Origin of the sequence: Niallia sp. Man26, assembly GCF_022049065.2 — a bacterium.
Lineage (GTDB): Bacteria > Bacillota > Bacilli > Bacillales > Cytobacillaceae > Niallia.
Genome location: NZ_CP095743.1, coordinates 2,959,001 through 2,978,731 on the forward strand (window position 1 = coordinate 2,959,001; position 19,731 = coordinate 2,978,731).

At 39.9% G+C, this 19,731-nt stretch carries 12 protein-coding genes and 1 other annotated feature; of the genes, 3 read left to right on the forward strand and 9 right to left on the reverse strand.

Annotation, left to right across the window (positions count from 1 at the left end; translation table 11 throughout):
- Nucleotides 1-4: 4 nt before the first annotated feature.
- Nucleotides 5-1,261: a tyrosine--tRNA ligase gene (gene tyrS, locus L8T27_RS14950; RefSeq protein WP_237941808.1), complete on the reverse strand. Its 1,257-nt coding sequence runs from the start codon at nt 1,259-1,261 to the stop codon at nt 5-7.
- A gap of 103 nt (nt 1,262-1,364) precedes the next feature.
- Nucleotides 1,365-1,593 (reverse strand) — a binding site (T-box leader).
- Between the two features lie 149 nt (nt 1,594-1,742).
- Between tyrS and L8T27_RS14955 the strand changes: the two genes are divergently transcribed.
- A complete protein-coding gene (locus tag L8T27_RS14955) occupies nt 1,743-4,664 on the forward strand; it encodes a transglycosylase domain-containing protein (RefSeq protein ID WP_237941809.1) in 2,922 nt (973 codons plus the stop codon).
- Between the two features lie 43 nt (nt 4,665-4,707).
- On the opposite strand, the gene L8T27_RS14960 is transcribed toward L8T27_RS14955, so the two are convergent.
- The 3 genes from L8T27_RS14960 to L8T27_RS14970 all read right to left on the reverse strand — a co-directional run bounded on the left by L8T27_RS14960 (nt 4,708) and on the right by L8T27_RS14970 (nt 9,191).
- Nucleotides 4,708-6,567: a SpoIID/LytB domain-containing protein gene (locus L8T27_RS14960; protein ID WP_233317702.1), complete on the reverse strand. Its 1,860-nt coding sequence runs from the start codon at nt 6,565-6,567 to the stop codon at nt 4,708-4,710.
- A gap of 182 nt (nt 6,568-6,749) precedes the next feature.
- The gene (ccpA, locus tag L8T27_RS14965; protein ID WP_233317700.1) at nt 6,750-7,748 is read right to left on the reverse strand and encodes a catabolite control protein A; all 999 of its coding nucleotides are present in this window, start codon (nt 7,746-7,748) and stop codon (nt 6,750-6,752) included.
- Between the two features lie 366 nt (nt 7,749-8,114).
- Nucleotides 8,115-9,191: a bifunctional 3-deoxy-7-phosphoheptulonate synthase/chorismate mutase gene (locus L8T27_RS14970; RefSeq protein ID WP_233317698.1), complete on the reverse strand. Its 1,077-nt coding sequence runs from the start codon at nt 9,189-9,191 to the stop codon at nt 8,115-8,117.
- Nucleotides 9,192-9,484: 293 nt separating this feature from the next.
- On the opposite strand from L8T27_RS14970, the gene pilM reads away from it, so the two are divergent.
- Nucleotides 9,485-11,641 carry a cell division protein FtsA gene (gene pilM / locus L8T27_RS14975; protein WP_237941810.1) on the forward strand — a complete coding sequence of 719 codons (2,157 nt, stop codon included), beginning with the start codon at nt 9,485-9,487 and terminating at the stop codon, nt 11,639-11,641.
- Between the two features lie 40 nt (nt 11,642-11,681).
- Here pilM and ytxJ read toward each other — a convergent pair whose 3' ends face one another.
- The 3 genes from ytxJ to L8T27_RS14990 form a co-directional block, all read right to left on the reverse strand.
- Nucleotides 11,682-12,008, reverse strand: a complete 327-nt coding sequence (gene ytxJ, locus L8T27_RS14980; protein WP_233317694.1) for a bacillithiol system redox-active protein YtxJ — start codon at nt 12,006-12,008, stop codon at nt 11,682-11,684.
- A gap of 61 nt (nt 12,009-12,069) precedes the next feature.
- Nucleotides 12,070-12,534: a YtxH domain-containing protein gene (locus L8T27_RS14985; RefSeq protein ID WP_237941811.1), complete on the reverse strand. Its 465-nt coding sequence runs from the start codon at nt 12,532-12,534 to the stop codon at nt 12,070-12,072.
- A 16-nt stretch (nt 12,535-12,550) separates the two neighbouring features.
- Entirely contained in the window at nt 12,551-12,994 is a 444-nt protein-coding gene (locus tag L8T27_RS14990; protein WP_233317691.1) for a DUF948 domain-containing protein, read from the reverse strand.
- A 282-nt stretch (nt 12,995-13,276) separates the two neighbouring features.
- On the opposite strand from L8T27_RS14990, the gene L8T27_RS14995 reads away from it, so the two are divergent.
- Entirely contained in the window at nt 13,277-14,392 is a 1,116-nt protein-coding gene (locus tag L8T27_RS14995) for an aminopeptidase (RefSeq protein WP_237941812.1), read from the forward strand.
- 48 nt (nt 14,393-14,440) lie between these two features.
- Here L8T27_RS14995 and murC read toward each other — a convergent pair whose 3' ends face one another.
- The gene (gene murC / locus L8T27_RS15000; RefSeq protein WP_233317687.1) at nt 14,441-15,739 is read right to left on the reverse strand and encodes a UDP-N-acetylmuramate--L-alanine ligase; all 1,299 of its coding nucleotides are present in this window, start codon (nt 15,737-15,739) and stop codon (nt 14,441-14,443) included.
- A 282-nt stretch (nt 15,740-16,021) separates the two neighbouring features.
- A complete protein-coding gene (locus L8T27_RS15005; RefSeq protein ID WP_237941813.1) occupies nt 16,022-19,720 on the reverse strand; it encodes a DNA translocase FtsK in 3,699 nt (1,232 codons plus the stop codon).
- Between the last annotated feature and the right edge of the window lie 11 nt (nt 19,721-19,731).

A 19,731-nucleotide genomic window follows, 5' to 3' on the forward strand; every position in this document is an offset into this window, starting at 1 on the left:
TTTATTAATATTGAATTAAGTAGTATTTCTTTTTCCCTCTTCTAATAACGGTGAACTGTCCTTCAATACGATCCTCTTCACCTAAAACATAGTCCAAATCCTGCTTTCGCTCACCATTGACGTACACAGCACCATTTGTTATGTCCTCACGAGCTTGCCTTTTCGATGATACAATGCCAGCAGCTACTAACAGGTCAACTAGAACTGCATCACCTTCTTCATGCTTGTATGTTGGAACATCCTTAAAGCCTTGCTTAATCTCAGATGCTGTCAGGTTTTTAATGTCTCCGCTGAAAAGTGCTTCCGTAATTTTCATGGCCTGCTCTAACGCTGCTTCGCCGTGAATCATTTTTGTCATTTCTTCAGCTAGAGCTTTTTGCGCCTTTCTTAAATGAGCTTCAGCCTGTAATGATTGCTCCAATTCTTCAATTGTTTCTTTTGAAAGGAATGTAAAGAATTTCAAGTATTTAATCACATCAGCATCTGCTGTATTAATCCAGAATTGGTAGAACTCATACGGTGTAGTCTTTTCCGGATCAAGCCAAATAGCACCACTTTCTGTTTTACCAAATTTAGTTCCATCAGCTTTCGTTACAAGCGGAATCGTTAATCCGTAAGCTTTTGCACCTTCTGCACTATTTTTACGGATAAGCTCTAATCCTGTCGTAATATTTCCCCATTGGTCACTGCCGCCAATTTGCAGCTTACAGTTATGGTTTTCGTAAAGATGCAAGAAATCAAGGGCCTGTAAGATTGTGTAGGTGAATTCTGTAAAGGAAATACCTGTTTCCAATCTTGAGGAGATTGTGTCTTTTGCCAGCATGTAATTGATGCCGATATGCTTGCCGTAATCTCTTAGGAATGTAACGATATCCATCTTGCCAGCCCAGTCATAGTTATTAACCATCACCGCACCATTATCGCCACCGAAATCAAATATTTTCTCGAGCTGTTTTTGCAGACATTTAACGTTATGTCCGATTGCATCTAGTGTTTGCAGATTTCTTTCTTCGCTCTTTCCGCTCGGATCACCAATAAGACCTGTTGCTCCGCCGACAAGCACGATTGGTGTATGTCCTGCATTTTGGAAGCGTCTCAATGTCAAAAACGGCAGCAAGTGTCCGATATGCATGCTGTCTGCAGTCGGGTCCACCCCGCAGTATAAGCTGATTTTTTCGTCAGCTAAAACATCTTTTAAGCCCTCTTCATCTGTTTGCTGGTAAACGATGCCTCTCCAATGTAAATCCTCAAGTAAATTCACTATAATTCCTCCATTCGTTATTCCTTTTGATTGTTATTAACAGCGCGTGCTTTTTGTGCGGCTCTTTTTTTCTGGAACAAAAAAAAGCGTCCCTGCATGAATATGCAGGGACGCTTTTTTAGCGCGGTACCACCCTAATTGAGAAAAGAAAACTTCTCTCCACTTAAAAAAGATAACGGCTCACAACCGTCTGCTGCTACTAACCCATATGAGGATTTCCCAACAGAAGCTACGGGAGGTAATTCATCCTTTTATATATGCCATTTCACACCAACCAATGGCTCTCTTAGTATAGTGATAAAAGAACTACTTATTCCCATCAACGCAATAACGAATCAATATTAGTTTGAGTTATTTTTACCATAAAAGAACGTAGCATGTCAAATGCTTTTGCGAAAAAGGTTGGAAATTATCGAACATTGTCCATATTGCCCATTGCTTTATGCTATAATGTATGTGATTTTAGGGGGAATGATACCATATGAATGAAAGCCCGAAGTGGAAAAACTATCTCCATGGTTTCCTAAGCTTCTTCACCAATAAAAAAACCGCCAAAAGAGCTCGTATCACTTATGAAGTCTCTTGGAATATTATATTGATATTCATTATTCTACTGATAGTCGGCGGTGCTTTTGCTGGAGGAATCGGTGCAGGCTATTTTGCTTCTCTTGTTAAGGAGGAACCTATCCGCTCCTACAAGACGATGCAAAAGGACATTTATAATTATGAAGAAACGTCCGAACTGTATTTTGCCGATAACGTTTATTTAGGAAAACTGCCGACAGATTTAGAACGAGAAGAAGTGCAAATAGAGGATGTATCACCATATTTAGTGGATGCGATCGTTGCCACAGAGGACGAGAACTTCTATAAGCATGATGGTGTAGTTCCTAAAGCGATAATGAGAGCATTGGTTCAGGAAGTTTCTAACAGCTCCACACAGTCTGGAGGAAGCACCTTAACACAACAGCTTATCAAAAACCAGATTTTAACGAATGAAGTTTCCTTTGAACGAAAAGCAAAGGAAATATTACTCGCATTAAGGCTGGAGAAATTTTTCTCTAAAGAGGAGATTCTTCAAGCATACTTAAATGTGTCTACTTTCGGCAGAAATGCCTCTGGCAGAAATATTGCCGGTGTACAGTCTGCTGCAAAAGGAATCTTTGGGGTGGAAGCAAAAGATCTTACATTGCCGCAGGCAGCATTTATCGCTGGACTGCCGCAAAGTCCGTTCGGCTATACTCCGTTCACCCAAGATGGAACAGTCAAAAAGAATTTAGAACCTGGTTTGGAAAGACTGCAGACGGTTCTGACAAGAATGTACAACCAGCATAAAATTACAAAAGAAGAGTACGAAAAAGCATCTGCCTATGATATAACGAAGGATTTCGCGAGCCCTGAGGCAAGTCCGACTGAAAAATACCCTTGGGTTACTTACGAAATTGAAAATAGAGCGACCCAAATCATCGCTGAAATGCTTGCAAAAGAAGACGGCTATAATGCGAAGGATTTAGAGGAAGATGAAGTTCTGGAAGAGCAGTATTATGAGCTGGCTGATCGCCAAATCCATCAGAACGGCTATGAAATTCACAGTACAATCAATAAAAAAATGTATGATAAATTTCAGGATGTAGTAGCTAAATACCCATATTACGGTCCTGATAAACCACAAACTGTTACAAACAGCGAAACAGGAGAAAAGAAAACTATCATGGAGCCTGTAGAAACAGGTGCGGTGCTGATTGATAATAAGACTGGTGCTATTATCAGCTTTGTCGGAGGAAGAGATTATGACAGAGAAGCTACAAACCATAGCACAGCCCCAAGACCGAACGGTTCCACAATGAAGCCGCTGCTCGTATACGGTCCTGCCATTGAATTAGGAACACTTTCACCTGGAACAGTCCTTCCAGATGTGCCTTTGGCTCTGGACCCAGCAAGACCTGGGACAGTCTGGCCGAACAACTATGACTTCCAGTTTCATGGTCTTGTAACAGCAAGGGTTGCACTCGCTAAATCTTATAACGTCCCTGCGGTAAAGGCTTATGCTCAAATTCTGCCGCAAAAGCCTGCTACCTACTTAGAAAAAATGGGCTTTTCAACATTAACAGATGCCGATTATTCTAACAGAGCAACCTCTATTGGGGGAATAACAAACGGCGTCTCTGTTGAGGAAAATACGAATGCCTTTGCAACATTTGCAAATGGCGGAGAGTTCGTTGATGCTTATATGATTGATAAAATTGTTGATAAAGACGGAAAAGTTATCTATAAGCATAAAGCAGACAAAGTGAAAGTATTCAGCCCGCAAACATCTTATTTAACTATCGATATGATGCGGGATGTTATTAATCAAGGAACCGCTACGGCAGTTAAAAGCCGCTTGAAGTTCAGCTCTGACTGGGCTGGAAAAACAGGAACAACACAGGAATTTAAGGATTCCTGGTTTGTGGCTACTAACCCGAATGTTTCCTTCGGGGTATGGACAGGTTATGACACACCTAAATCACTCCAGAGTTCCGGGACGATGAGCTACAGCATGCGTAATAACTATTTATGGGCAGATTTAATGAATGCTGCTTACGATGTCGATTCGAAGCTTGTAGACCCGTCTGAAAGCTTTACAATGCCAGGCGGAATTGTCAGACGATCTGTCTGCTCCCTTTCTGGTTTGCTTGCATCAGAGGGATGTTCAAAAGCGGGACTTGTTACAACAGATTTATTTAAAGCAAATGCTGTTCCGAACAAGACAGATGACAGTATCGTTGCAGGGAAATATGTGCAGATTGGCGATACGAAATATATGGCTTTAGACTCCACACCAAGTGAATTTGCTGAAAATGGAGTTATATTAAATCCTGACTATATTGAAAAACTGTTTGGAATTACTGTAACGGATCCTAGTACCTTGATTCAAAATAACACAGCGCTGAAAAATGTCGTTGTTCCATCAAATAAAATAACGGACAACGGAAAAGCTCCAGGAGCTCCCAAAATCAGCAGCAGCGGTAACACGATCACCTGGTCAAGATCCGGGGAAAAAGATGTTATCGGCTATCGTGTGTATCAAAACGGCAAAAAGGTCGCAAGCATTAAAGCGAGTGACAGTCTCTCCTATAGAGCTGGCAGCGGGGCTTATATTGTGAAAGCAGTTGATATTGCTGGTAAAGAATCTTCTAACTCTAATAAGATAGAAGTCGGCAATAAGACAAGCGATAAAAAAGAGGAAAACTCTAAAGCGAAAGCAGATACGGCGAAAAACACAGAGAAAAAGGAAGAGAATAAAACAGAAGCTTCGAACGAGGATAAAAACAAGCAAGAACAGACAAATGATGAATCAACTGATTCAGATAAAGAAGACTCTAACGCTGCAAGTGAGGAAGAAAAAAGCGATAATACTTGATCTTGCTGCAAAAAAGACGTTCCGTTTAACGGAACGTCTTTTTTTATTTTAATACTGTTATATATTTAGCAGAAACATAGCCGGTCTTTGAGCCTGATTTCACCTTATACCATGTCCCTTGCTGTGAAAGAATGATAACTGTTTGCTTTTTCTTTAGTTTTGTCATCACTTTTGAAGAGGTGCTTGGCTTTTGTCTTACATTTAGCACTGATGCCTTAACACTGCCTTTTTTCTCTTTAGCAGGCTTTGAAATCGTTACTTTTTGTTTAATGGTTTTCTTATATCCGTCCAAGTTTGCTGCCGTGATTTCAGCAGTATAATTGCCGTTTGCTATTTTGCTGATATTCCAATCAGCAGAAATAGAGCCAGATTTCACTGCTTTATTATTGGCTAATGTGGAGATCGTCTTTCCTTTTGAGTCTTTCATTATAATGGTCGTTTTGCCAGCTTTATTAATCTTCATGGACAGCTTAACTGTATTCTTCTTGTAATCGGTATTAGCTTTAAAGCTTGAAATAACAGGTGCAACAGTATCTTTCTTTACTGTTTTGTTAGTTGATGTGTTCGAGTTACTGCTTGCATTACTATATTCCTTAACAAGAGTGGTACGGGGATAATAGAACTGTAGTATTTGTTTATAATTGTGTCCAGCCTCTGCTCTGTTTTTGGCGCCATACTGACTAAGGCCTACACCGTGACCATTTCCGCGGCCTTTAATAAAAATTATTCCGTTCTTTAATTCAGAAACATCAATTAAATAGCTTGGCATTTTGTCGATGCCAACCATCGCCCGAATCTTTGATGCTGGAACACCATTTAATTCTAGTGTTTTCTTTTCAGCAGTCTTGCCATCAGCTTTTATCAGCAGATATTCAACCTTTACAGATCCTTTAGAAACTCTCCCACCAGCTGACAATGCTTTTAAATCGAGTTCCAGCTTTGAAATTGTGGAGATTTTTATCTTGTTAACATCACTTGTATAGCCTTCTGTTTTCAACCAGGTTTTCATATTTTTCAGCACTTGCTGGTCTGCATCTGCTTCCTTCACAGATGTCCACCATGTGTCAGCCGCATCCAAATCCAGCTTGTCTGTCACCTGCTGCTGTTTTAGTTGGATTACCCAAGGGAACTTTTCCTTTGTAGATGGGTGAAAATCATACGCATCCTCTTCTACTGCAAAATAAGGAACTGCATTTCCTCCCCAAACACTGCTGTTTAGTTCTGTTTTGCCCCCATTGCTTGCAGAAAATACTGCATCTATTAACGTATTATTGTATTTCAGGACAAGCCCTTCTGTTTCCTTGACAGCTGTATCGCTGCGAGAATGACTTCCTGTAATCCCCCCATACACTTGCTTTGCAATAGTATCCACCATATTTGCATCATTTATATGTTTTAAGGCGTATGTTCTTGCTGCTACTGTTTGCGCCTTTAATGCTTCCATAGTCCACAGTGCTGGCATTTCTTGCGGAACGACACCCCTTAAATATGTTTCTATATCAATTTTATTGATTGGACGAATATACAATTTATTATTCTTCGTGTCTTTTTCTAATACAAATTGGAAGGACCCATAATAGCTGCGGCCATTTAATGCTAGAGAGCTATCTGTTTTCAATGGAGTTGCTGTGATTGTTCCATTCTCTAGAAGAACCTGTCCTTTGCTTGTAGACAGTTTTAACGCATTGTTAACAATACTCATGACAGTCTCTGTTCCTGCACTGACTTTTTTACCGTTGGAAAGGGTATATTCTCCATTAAAAACAACCGTAATGGAAGAATTATTGCCGAGATAATTGACAAGCTTCACTTCTAACATTGGGACTGTTTCCGCCTTTATTTGTGGTGAAAGGACAGAAATTACAACAGCACAAATAAGCAACATACACATTATCTTTTTCATCTATTTCCCCCTATTACCCATGACTATCTATCTATTAGTTATAAAAATAGTAAAATAACAATATAATACTTCTTCATTTTATAAATCTAAAGACATGATTACTAGGTGTAATTAATGGGAAATAAGACATGCAAAACAAAAAAAGATGGCATCTACCAAAGCCATCTTTTTTTGAAAAATTATTATTTTGTTGATCCTCTAGACTCAATACGGTGAGGCAATACAACGATGCCATCTTCCACTGTTTCTTTGTTCATATACTTAGTCAACAACCTCATTGCCACTGCGCCAATATCATAAAGCGGCTGAACAACAGTTGTTAATTGCGGTCTTACCATTAGTGTAAGCTTTGTATTGTCAGAACTGATAATTTCAAAATCGTCTGGAACCTTAAAGCCTTTATCTTCTGCACAGTGGATAACGCCGATTGCCATTTCATCTGATCCAACGAAGATAGCAGTAGGCTTTTCAGCCAATTCCATTAGTTTGTCAAATGATTCCATACCAGATTCGTATGTGTAATCTCCTTCTACAACAAGATCTTCATTAAAGGCAATGCCTGCATCCGCCAATGCTCGCTTATATCCTTCAAGCTTATGCAACTTGTTAATAGGCTCTTCTAATGAACCCAGCACTAGTGCAATAACCTTATGTCCTTTTTCTACAAAAGAAGTAACAGCATCATAAGTTGCTTGCGCATAATCAATATTTACAGAAGCAATCTTTTTGCTTGATTCAACGCTTGCTGCAAGTACAATCGGCACTGGAGACTTTTCAAATTCCTGAACATGCTCCTCTGTAATGTTACCGCCCATGAATACAATCCCGTCAACTTGTTTTCCAAGCATTGTATTCAGAAGGTGAAGCTCTTTATCTTTATTTTGATCTGAGTTGCTCAAAATAATATTATATTTGTACATTGTTGCAATATCTTCAATCCCTCTAGCAAGCTCTGCATAGAAAGTGCTTGAAATATCAGGTATAACGACACCTACAGTCGTTGTCTTTTTACTTGCTAAACCGCGCGCTACAGCATTAGGTCTGTATCCTAAACGGTCAATTACCTCAAGGACCTTCTTCCTTGTTGCAGGTTTCACATTCGGGTTTCCGTTTACAACACGGGAAACAGTAGCCATTGATACACTCGCTTCCCTAGCGACATCATATATTGTAATATTCATGTTCTACACTCCTTTTAAACGTACATTCACTATATTTATTTTACGGCAAGTAGCTAGAACCTAAACATTGTTTGTTTCAATTTAGCTAATCTTGTCTGATTATGTATTTAATCATACGATAACGTTGCAAATGCCGCAATGACAAGCTTTCATTTTTTTTCAAAAAAGCTGTTTTTTTTAATTAATTAAGGTTAGCCCTGTTGTCAGAGCGTTTTCATTTCTAAATATTCTAACATATATGAATCTAAAATGCCCGTGATACCTATTATCACTACTCATTTTATAGACATTTTCCAACAAACTTATACCTAATGAAAGAGCAAACAAAAAAGCAGATGGTATCATCCATCTGCTTTTTTCAAAAAATTATGCTCTTACGTATGGTGACTCAAGAATTGATTTGTAGAACTCATCGAATTGCGGAATATCCATTTGCTGTGCAGAATCTGACAGAGCAACTGCAGGATCCGGGTGAACCTCAGCCATAACGCCGTCTGCTCCGATTGCAAGTGCTGCTTTAGCACAAGGCAACAGCAAATCTTTTCTTCCAGTTGAGTGTGTTACATCAACAAATACAGGAAGATGTGTTTCTTGTTTTAAGATTGGTACTGCAGAGATATCAAGGGTATTTCTTGTAGCACGTTCGTATGTGCGGATACCGCGTTCACAAAGCATGATTTGGTCATTACCTTGAGAAATAATATATTCAGCTGCGTTAATGAACTCCTCAATTGTGGCAGCAAGTCCTCTTTTTAACAAAACAGGCTTCTTCACACTACCAGCTGCTTTTAATAACTCGAAGTTTTGCATGTTACGAGCACCGATTTGAATAACATCAATGTAATCCAATGCTTCTTCAATATGCTGTGGGCTTACGATTTCACTGATTACACGAAGATCGTATTCATCAGCAACACGCTTTAGGATTTTTAGACCTTCTACACCAAGACCTTGGAAATCATAAGGAGATGTTCTTGGTTTAAACGCTCCTCCACGAAGCAATGTTAAACCTTTTGCTTTTACACTTTCAGCAACTTTTGCAACTTGCTCATATGACTCAACTGAACATGGACCAAAGACGAATTTAGGTACTCCATCGCCAATTTTTGTTCCTCTAATATCAACAATTGTATCTTCCGGTTTCTTTTTACGGGAAACAAGAAGTGCTTTGCTGTCATCTTCTTGCTGCAGCTGCAGACCAGCTTTGAAGATTTGTTTGAACAAGTGGGCAATCGTTGCATTATCGAACGGCCCGTCGTTTTTAGCTAAAATATCGTCAAGCATTTTGCGTTCCCTTACAGGGTCATAACGATGTGCTCCATGTGTCACTTTTGTTTGTGCGATTTTTTGGACTAAGTTAGCTCTCTCGTTAATCTTCTCTAAAATTTCTAAGTTTAACTCATCAATTCTGTCACGAAGCATTTCCAATTCTTTATTGCTCACTATCTCCATCATCCCTTCTATCAATAATCCAAATCAGTGTTTTCTATAACCTGTTTGGACAACTGCCGATTATTCTTTATACCAACTAAAAAATATGTTACATTTCTTTTAATTGGGTTTATTATAAAACAACTTTATTCGGTTGTCACTACTTTTCTTTATTAATTAAACGCTTTTAAGCACTAAAGCGTTTTTATTCATATTTTTTCTGTAAATATAAGTTAAACAATAACATTTATTATGTACACAATAAACCCATTTTTTATCATTTTCATTAAAAGAAGGTGTATTTTTTGCAAAATAAAGAAAAATTATTTGCATTAGATATTGGTACACGATCCGTAGTTGGCATTATCATTGAAGCTGATAGTGATAATTATCATGTTTCAGATATTCTTTCCATTGAGCATAAAGAAAGAGCAATGCTAGACGGACAAATACATGATGTCCTTGCAGTAGCTAAAATCATTCAGGAAATTAAAACTAAAATGGAAGAAAAACATGGTCCTCTCCGCAAAGTCAGTGTAGCTGCAGCAGGGAGAGCACTAAAAACAGAAAAAGCTGCTTATACGGTAGAAATCGCAAGAAAACCAATGATGACTAAGCAGGATATTCTACATATGGAGCTTGCGGCCGTCCAGCAGGCACAAAGTGCGGTTGCTGAAAAAAACAGTCGCGAAAACAGTCAATTTTATTATTGTGTTGGTTATTCTGTGCTTCGTTACACACTTGATGAACAAGAAATGGGGAGCTTGATTGACCAGCAGGGAAATGTTGCAAAGGTAGAGATCATTGCTACTTTTCTGCCAAAGGTTGTCGTAGAATCATTGATTGCCGCATTGCACAGGGCAGATTTGGAAATGGAGGCTTTGACACTTGAACCGATTGCCGCCATTAATGTATTGATTCCTCCATCTATGAGAAGATTAAATGTCGCTCTTGTAGATATTGGAGCAGGAACATCCGATATTGCTATTACTGATGAAGGCACTGTTATCGCTTATGGCATGGTTCCTGTCGCTGGGGATGAAATAACAGAAGCAATCAGCGATCAATATTTATTGGATTTTCCATTAGCAGAAGCAGCAAAAAAACAGCTCTCTGAACTGGAGCAAATAACGATTACTGATATTCTTGGCTTTTCTACAGACATAAGCAGAGCAGAAGTTATCAAGCAAATATCTCCTGCATTAGATAAGCTTGCAGACGCCATTTGCCGGGAAATACTGCTCCTGAATAACCATCAGTCACCAAAGGCTGTCATGCTTGTCGGCGGAGGTAGCCAAACACCTGCACTTCAAGAAAAAATAGCAGAGCTGTTAAATTTGCCTGCGAACCGAGTTGCAATTAGAGGCATTGATGCTATTAATAACTTAACCTTTGAGGATTCGGCTATTAAAGGACCTGAGCTTGTTACACCAGCAGGCATTGCGATAGCGGCAGGTCAATCTCCTGTGCAATATAAAACTGTTTATGTGAACGAACAGCCTATCAGGCTGTTTGAAGTAAATAAGCTGACAATTGGAGACTGTCTGCTTGCCTCTGGCCTCTCCGTATCTAAACTGTACGGCAAGCCGGGAATAGCAAAAATCATTTCTTTAAATGGGCAAAAAATTACTATCCCAGGAAGCCATGGGGAAGGACCTGTCATTACAAGAGATGGGGAAATTTGTTCATTAGATGATTTAGTCGAAAACGGGCAAAGTCTGAAAGTGGTAAAAGGCAAGGATGGAGAGCAGACACAAGTACAGATTAAGAGCTTGCTAGATTCAGATACTGGCAGAAGTGTGCGCATTAATGGCAAGGATTACACAATTTGTGACAGAGTTTTCTGCAACGGGCAAGCAGCCTCTCTCGATAAATGGATAGAAGATCGTGATGTAATTGATGTAGTAACAGTCTATACCATTCAAGAGCTCTTGGAAGGTCTTGAATTATACGATATGTTGGAGGAATTGCGTCCTTTCCAAATAAAAATCAATGAAAAGGATACTGTCATTCCAGCTTTTTCCGGAAAGCTTTATCGAAACGGACTACCCTCCAAGCTAAATCACAGCTTTGATACTAACGATGAAATTATGATTGAAAAAAGGCAGATTCCAACAGTCTCAGAATTGGCGGAAAGAAGACAGGTGCTGTTTGTTCAAGTGCTCCCTGTCACCTTTAATGGAAAGAAATTGACCCTCTCCAAACAGCTAGCTCAAGTTTCAAGAAATGGGCAAGCATTAAACCTAGAGGATAAAATTTATCCTAACGAAAAAATTCAAATTGAACAGAAACCTTTTGAAGGCTTCTTATTCCAAGATTTATTTGCATATGTGCAAATAGATATGCCAAAAAGTAACCAAGGAAGCTTTGAACTGATGAAAAATGGGGAAAAAGCAACCTTTTTAACACCTATCGACAAAGGTGACGACCTTTCCATTGTCTGGAAGGTTGCTGCAACATAAAAAAAAGATGGCATGGGGAGTATCCCGTTGCCATCTTTTTTTATGCTTGTGCACTTGCTTCTTGAAGAGAGTCGACTGTAATTCCACCGTGTGATGCATTCCATACAACAGAACGGTCAGAGAACAACAAAGCTTGCGGCGATTCATGTCTAACCCCGAATGTTTCAGCAATATAGTTAGATAGCGGTCTAGCCTCCTGTACAGCCAAATAATAGGTATCGATATCTTTATTTGTATCTGCATATTGGTTATATTCGTCAAATGCTGCCGCACTAATCGGACATGTTAAACTATGCTTCACAACGAATGCTTTCTTGCTGCTGTTCAAAACCTCTTCCAATTGTTCTACTGTCTCAATTTTTTTCATGGATTTCCCTCCAGTTTTTGTCTTTACATAAAAAGGCAGCCCCATTAGCTGGGGCACCTTATTATTGGTTATATCTGCTTTCTGTTTCATCAAACGCTTTTTTTGTTTCTTCCAGTTTCTTTTGGATTTCATCATACTCGCGCTTGAAAGGGTCGTCAGTTTCCGTACCTGCAGCAGCTTCTACATTATCTGTCTGCTGTTCGTCTTTCCCTCGATTTTTTACTTTCTCCATTAAACCATTGGAATGCTTCGTTACCGTATTGCCTAAGCTGCCTGTCTTATCTTTAGCAATGCTGATATACTCAGTTCCTTTATCCTTAACTGTGCCAGAGAGCTCAATTCCTTTTTCTTTCAGAAGTCCTGCCTGCTGATTCAAATCCTGAATCAGTTCCTTACCAGGCTTTGGAGCAAGGAATAGAGCTGTCGCTGCTCCAACAATTCCGCCTACAATGGCACCTAGCAGAAAGTCTTTTCCGTTTGAGCTTTCATTTTCTACAACTGTTGTTTCGTATTCCCTTGTCATCATTACCCCTCCTAAAAAATTAATGAGCTTTTACTTTTATGTTACTCTCAGCAGCTTTGCGAGCTTTCCACTGATCTCTGATGTTAAAGAACATCTTGCTGTATTGAAGTACTTGGGCAATCTTGTCCTGATTGTGGACAAGCTTTTGCTCCACATTTTGATTGATGTTTTGAATAGAATCATTAAATCCTTTAACTGAAGTGCCAATACCTTTAACAGCATCGACAACACTGTTGAGGCTTTCTGATTTTTGCTGAATATCCTCTGCCAAAACATTTGTCTTATGCAGTAAAATGGTCGTTTCCTTCGTGACACCATCAAGCTGTCTTTCAAGGCCAACTAATGTTTTGGAGACACTATCAAGTGTGATATGTAACGATTTCAATGTTCTGGCAACATAAATTACCAAAATAGTGAAAGCAATGGCAATCAATGCAACACTGCAATATAAAATAATAATCATTTACTATACACCTCCGCTTTTTCAATGTTTTTCCCAATTTGGCGAATGCCTAAACCTTTCTTCTATTATAGTTGGAAAAACAGCCAGAAACAAATAAAACAGGTAAATTCATCCTATAACTTTTGTGTCAAAAGACTCCCCTAGTTTAGGTTATTTCAGACAATATTATTTAAGAAAAATATTTTTTAGGGTACAATAATATAGTTGACCACATAATCGGGGGTTCGACGTATCTACATACAAAGAAGAGTCGAAATTTTTTAATAATATAGGAGGCATTTTATGAAAGATCCACGTATTGAGCTGTTAGCTAAAAACTTAATTAATTACTCTATTCGATTGCAAAAAGGAGAAAAAGTACTTATTGAAAACTTCGGTTTGCAAAAGCAGCTAGTCAAAGCTCTTGTGAAGGAAGCATATGCTGCAGGCGGATACCCATTTGTTTCATTAAAGGATAATGATGTGAACAGATCATTGCTATTAGGTGCCCAAGAAGAACAATATGAAATGATGGCTGCCTTTGAAGCGAATGTAATGAGCCAAATGGATGCTTATATTGGACTTCGTGCAGGTGACAATATTAATGAACATGCAGATGTTCCTGCTGAAAAAATGAAAATCGAAGGCTCTACAATCGGAAAGAAAGTCCACAGGGAAATTCGTGTTCCGAAGACAAAATGGGTTGTGCTTCGTTACCCAAGTCCATCTATGGCCCAGCTTGCAAAAATGAGCACAGATGGATTTGAAGATTTCTACTTTAATGTCTGCAATCTAGACTATGGCAAAATGGATAAAGCAATGGATAGTCTTGTTGATCTAATGAACAAAACGGATGAAGTAAAAATTACTGGCCCTGGAACTGATTTGACTTTCTCTATTAAAGATATTCCTGCCATCAAGTGCTCTGGCCAAATGAATATACCTGACGGGGAAGTTTATACTGCTCCTGTGCGCAATTCTGTAAACGGAACGCTTACCTATAATACACCATCTCCATACCAAGGATTCACGTTTGAGCAGGTTAAGCTTACATTCAAGGATGGCAAAATCATTGAAGCAACTTCTAATGATACAGAACGCTTGAACGCAATCCTTGATACAGATGAGGGCGCAAGATTTATTGGGGAGTTTGCGATTGGGGTAAATCCATATATTCTTCATCCAATGCAGGATATTCTGTTTGACGAAAAAATTGATGGAAGCTTCCACTTCACACCAGGACAATGCTATGATGATGCATTCAATGACAATCATTCTAATATTCATTGGGATATGGTCAATATTCAAAGACCTGATTATGGCGGAGGAGAAATTTATTTCGACGGTGTGCTTATTCGTAAGGATGGAAGATTTGTTATACCTGAACTGGAGTCATTGAATCCAGAAAACCTTAAATAAAATGACAAAAAAAAGATGCTGCTTTTAGCAGCATCTTTTTTATACTATTTACACAAGCGATTTTTCATACGCCTCTTGGAATTTCTGAACATCTCCAGCACCCATAAATAGGATAACACTCTTTTCGTGTGCTTTCAGTGCTTCAATTTTTTCTTCTGAAATGACTTTGCTGCCTGGAATTTTCTCTGCCAAGTCTTCAATGCTAAGCTTGCCATGGTTTTCTCTTGCAGATCCGAATATTTCACACAAATAAGTGGAATCAGCCAAGCTTAAGCTTTCAGCAAATTCATTTAAGAAAGTTTGCGTACGTGAGAATGTGTGCGGCTGGAATACTGCCACAATCTCTCTGTCCGGATACTTCTGTCTTGCAGCTTCAACCGTCGCTTTGATTTCCGTTGGGTGATGTGCATAATCATCAATGATTACTTGATCTCCGATTTGTTTTTCAGAGAATCTGCGTTTTACACCTTCAAATGACATTAAGCGTTCCTGCACAATGCTTGCATCCAAATCTTCGTAATGACTTAAAGCAATAACAGAAAGTGCATTTAAAATATTATGGTTGCCAAATGTCGGAATTGAGAATGTATTATAGTAAGTATTTCTTACATATACTTCAAACGTCGTACCTTCTGTTGACTTTACAACATTTCTTGCTTGGAAATCATTTTCATCGTCAAATCCGTAGAACACAACAGGCACTTTTGCTTGAATTTTTTGAAGCTGTTCATCATCACCACAAGCAAAGATTCCTTTGTTCACTTGCCAAGCCATTTCCTGGAAGGCAGAAAATACATCATCAACATTCGCAAAATAATCAGGATGATCAAAATCAATATTCGTCATGATGGCATAATCTGGGAAGTAAGATAAGAAGTGTCTTCTGTACTCACATGCTTCAAATGCAAAGTACTCCGCATTCTCCGTACCTCTTCCTGTTCCATCCCCAATTAAATATGCTGTCGGCTTCGCGCCTTTTATCACATGAGCAAGCAGCCCTGTTGTGGATGTTTTACCATGGGCGCCTGTCACAGCCACACTCGTGAACTGCTTCATAAAGTCGCCTAAAAAACGATGGTAGCGGACAACTGGTAGACCCAGTGCGTTTGCTTCCACAACTTCTTCATGCGTATCAGGGAAAGCATTGCCCACAATGACATTCATTCCCGGCTGAATATTTTCCTTTGAGAAAGGAAGAATTTTAATTCCTGACTGTTCTAAAGCCACCTGTGTAAAAAATCTTTTTTCTACATCTGAACCTTGAACTTTTAATCCCATATCATGCAGGATTTGTGCAAGTGCACTCATCCCTGACCCTTTAATACCTACGAAGTGGTAAATAGTCATATAAAGAACCTCCAACTATCGTATATCTTTTACACAGTATATGAAATGAACCTATAATTTGCTCATAGCATAAATTTCGCCACTATGGGCCTCGTAAGGGATATTACCTTTTTAAAGAAAATGCTAAAACAAGGTAATATCCAATCAGGCCAGATTTAACTTTTTTTTCCTTTTTTCACTCACATTTATTCATTATACCATCTTTTATGGAGAAAAACTATGTATCAATCATATTCCCTACTGAAAGGATTTATATTAGTGATACAGACAGTTTATGAAAAATTAATGTTGTTCCGTGTCATGAAGCTGCAAAAATTCCATTTCCGTAATGAGTACATCTCTTGGTTTTGTGCCTTTTGCCTCTGAAATATACCCGTGTTTCTCCATCATGTCAATAAGTCTTGCTGCACGATTATAGCCGATTTTAAAGTTTCTTTGCAGGCTTGAAGTTGAAGCACCGCCTTGCTCAATCACAAATTCGCATGCCTCATAAAACAGCTCATCTTCCTCTTCAGACATCTGGACTTTTTTAAGAAGCTCTTCTTGCTCAAACAAGTATTCCGGTTTTCTTTCTCTTCTAGCATGTGCAACAACCTGATCAATTTCCTCATCTGAAACAAATGTCCCTTGTAAGCGGACTGGCTTTGATGTCCCGTTTTCTAAGAAAAGCATATCCCCTTTACCGAGGAGCTTTTCTGCACCGCTTATATCAATGACTGTTCTTGAGTCGATTTGAGACGATACAGAGAATGCGATTCTTGTCGGTACATTTGCCTTAATCAGTCCTGTAATAACATCAACAGACGGCCTTTGTGTCGCGATTAACAAATGGATACCGCATGCTCTTGCTTTTTGGGCAATCCTGCTGATGGCTTCCTCTACATCTGCAGGGGCCATCATCATTAAATCTGCAAGCTCATCAATAATGATAACAATGTACGGCAGCTTATCCGCATATTGTTTATGCTCCTCTGCAAGCTGGTTAAATTTAGTTATATCCCTTACACCTGCATGTGCAAGCAGCTCGTATCTCCGCTCCATCTCCTCAACGGCCCATTTTAAGGCAGCTGTTGCTGTTTTAACATCTGTTATAACAGGGCTTGCCAGATGAGGAATGTAATTATATGGAGCAAGCTCCACCATCTTAGGATCAATCAGCAATAGTTTAAGCTCTTCTGGCTTCGCCTTATACAGCAGACTTACTAACATTGTGTTAATACAAACACTTTTACCAGAACCAGTTGCTCCTGCAATTAATCCATGCGGCATTTTGCGCAAATCAGTAACAATCGGCTTACCTGAAATATCGAGACCTAACGCAACTGTCAGTGGAGACGCAGACTCTTTAAATTCATTGCTATTAAGAATCTCACTTAACAATACAGGTCTGCTTGTCCGGTTTGGAACTTCAATCCCAATCGTATGCTTGCCAGGAATCGGCGCTTCAATTCGAATATCCTTTGCAGCAAGGCTGAGCTTTAAGTCATCTGAAAGATTGGTGATCTTGCTGACTTTCACACCAGGCTCTGGCTGTACCTCATATCTTGTAACAGACGGCCCTTGTGTGACATTAACAACTCTCGCATGAACATTAAAGTTCTTAAATGTATGATTCAAGAGCTCAGTCTGTTCTTCGATCCAGCCGTCATGCTCCACATCGAAAATCGGCGGGTTTAATAAATTCTCTTCAGGAAAGACATAGTACGGCAGCTCTTCCTGCACCGCAACAGACTCAAGTGAAGCTGCTGTTTCTTCTGTCACAGGTTCTTCTTCCACATCGTTAACAGGCTCAGGCTGAGGCACTGGTTTGCTTATTGGCTGTTGTTTTCTTTTATTTTCAAGAGATTTCCGATCAGTATTTAGCATTAACACATTAAAAGGAAGAGCTTTTTTCTTGGCAGGCGGAGCTTGGTCAGCCTCGTTAGCCTGCTTATCTCCCACTTCCTGTTCCTGCTGTCCATGTTTGGCTGTCTCTTGCTCACTTGAAGAGTTTTCATCTAACCCAACAGCTTCTGAATGATTAGAAGCCTTATTTTCAGCAGCATTTAGAACAACAGGTTCCACCTCTTCTGGAACGCTTGCCACTTTTTCCATTTCAAGTAATATTGTCTGCTCTGCTGGCTGAATTGCATTTTCCTCTCGCAATTGTTCGCTTACTGGGTTGGAAATACTCAGCTCTTCTGCCTCCATGACAGGTTCTTCGGCCCTTTCGGTAACTACTGCTTCTGCCTCCATTACTTCCTCTGCCTCTAGTGCAGACTGAACTTCCGACTCAATTGTGTACGGCTCCACCTGGACAACTGATTCTTTCGCCATTTTGACAACAGCGGCTTCTTCCTCTGGTGCAGTCTGAACTTCTGTCGCTACTGTATCCGACTCCTCTGCCTGCATGAATGGTTCTTCCACCATTTCGACAACTGCTGTTATTTCTGCTTCAACCACTTCTTCCTCTAGCGCAGATTGGATTTCCGACTCAGCTGTGTACGGCTCTTCCGCCTGCATGACTGGTTTTTCCGCCATTTCGACAACTGCTGTTATTTCTGCTTCAACTTCATCTTCCTCTAGCGCAGATTGGATTTCCGACTCAGCTGTGTACGGCTCTTCCGCCTGCATGACTGGTTTTTCCGCCATTTCGACAACTGCTGTTATTTCTGCTTCAACCACTTCTTCCTCTGGCACAGGCTGAACTTCTGTCTCAACTGCATACGGCTCCTCTGCCTGCATGACAGGGTCTTCTCCATTTTCAATAACTGCTGTTATTTCTGCTTCAATCACTTCTTCCTCTAGCACCTGCTGGATTCGAGCGTCTAAAGTATCCGGCGCTTCTACCTGAAGGTTTGTTTCCTCTATCAGCTCCACAACGAAAGGCATTTCTGCTTCTGCCTCTATTGACTCCTGCATTGCTATGCTTACTTCCTGTTGTTCTTCATGAGGAATTGGTTGCTCCGCAAGCTCTAAGGTTGCAGCGGATTCGATTTGCTGTTTTTCTTCTGGGAGAAGTGCTGTCTCTGCAGCATATATTACTTCTTGTTCTTTTGCTTTGTTTCTTTCTGTTACTTCTGTAAGAAGATGTTCGGCTTTTTTCTCTATTGCTTCAGGGGTGAGTTCAGCTTTCGTTTCCTCACCACTGTTTGGGCGCACTAATGATTCTTTATCCAGCAATGAGCTCTCGATTGGCTCTTCTTTCTGCTGTGCTCGTAAGGCTGCTTGTTCCGCCTCTTTTCTTCGCATAATAGATGTCAGAAAATCGCTGCTGTCCATAACGGGACGGACCGATTTTGGTTCCATCTTTGGTTTAGCTTGAACTGCCGGCCGATTATATCCATAAATAGGAGACGGTATTTCTGTCGGTTTAAACGGCATTTTTGACTGATAGCTCTTCGGACTGCTTTCTGGTATTTCCCGTGGCTTTGTTCTGTTATGTAAGGCATCGGAGCTTGGTTTTGTTTCAGCAGGCTCCTGCCTATTTGAAACAGCAGACTTCCTTCTGCCTTGTTGAAATTCAGATCTTTCCTTACCTGCTGAACCATACTGTCTTCTTTCTAGCGGGCGCTCTTGTTTGCCTGCATTGGCTGCCCCTTGCAGGGTTCTTTCACCTGGCTTCTCAAACCTGCCTGCAGTAAATGCATTTTCTTCGGGCGGTGTTTGCCTGCCTGTAAAAGCTGGTGTGCTTTGCTTTTCCTCTTCCGGCGGTGATTGCCTTTTAGCATAGGCTGAACCACTCTGCCTTCGTTCAGCTGCGTTCTCCTGTCTGGCTGGTCTGCCGGAAATGCCTATTTCATCATCTGATATAACAGGAAAACGAAACTTCCCCTTTGGATATTGATAAATAATCTTTGAATCTACTTCTTTTTTCCACTCATTATTCCAATCGTTTTGTACATGCGGTGCTTCGCTTTTTTCTTCTGCAGCTTCAAATTGGTCCGTTTCTTCGTGGTCCTCTTTAATAAACTGCTTTATTACTTTCTTGAACCAACTCACTGTAAATCACT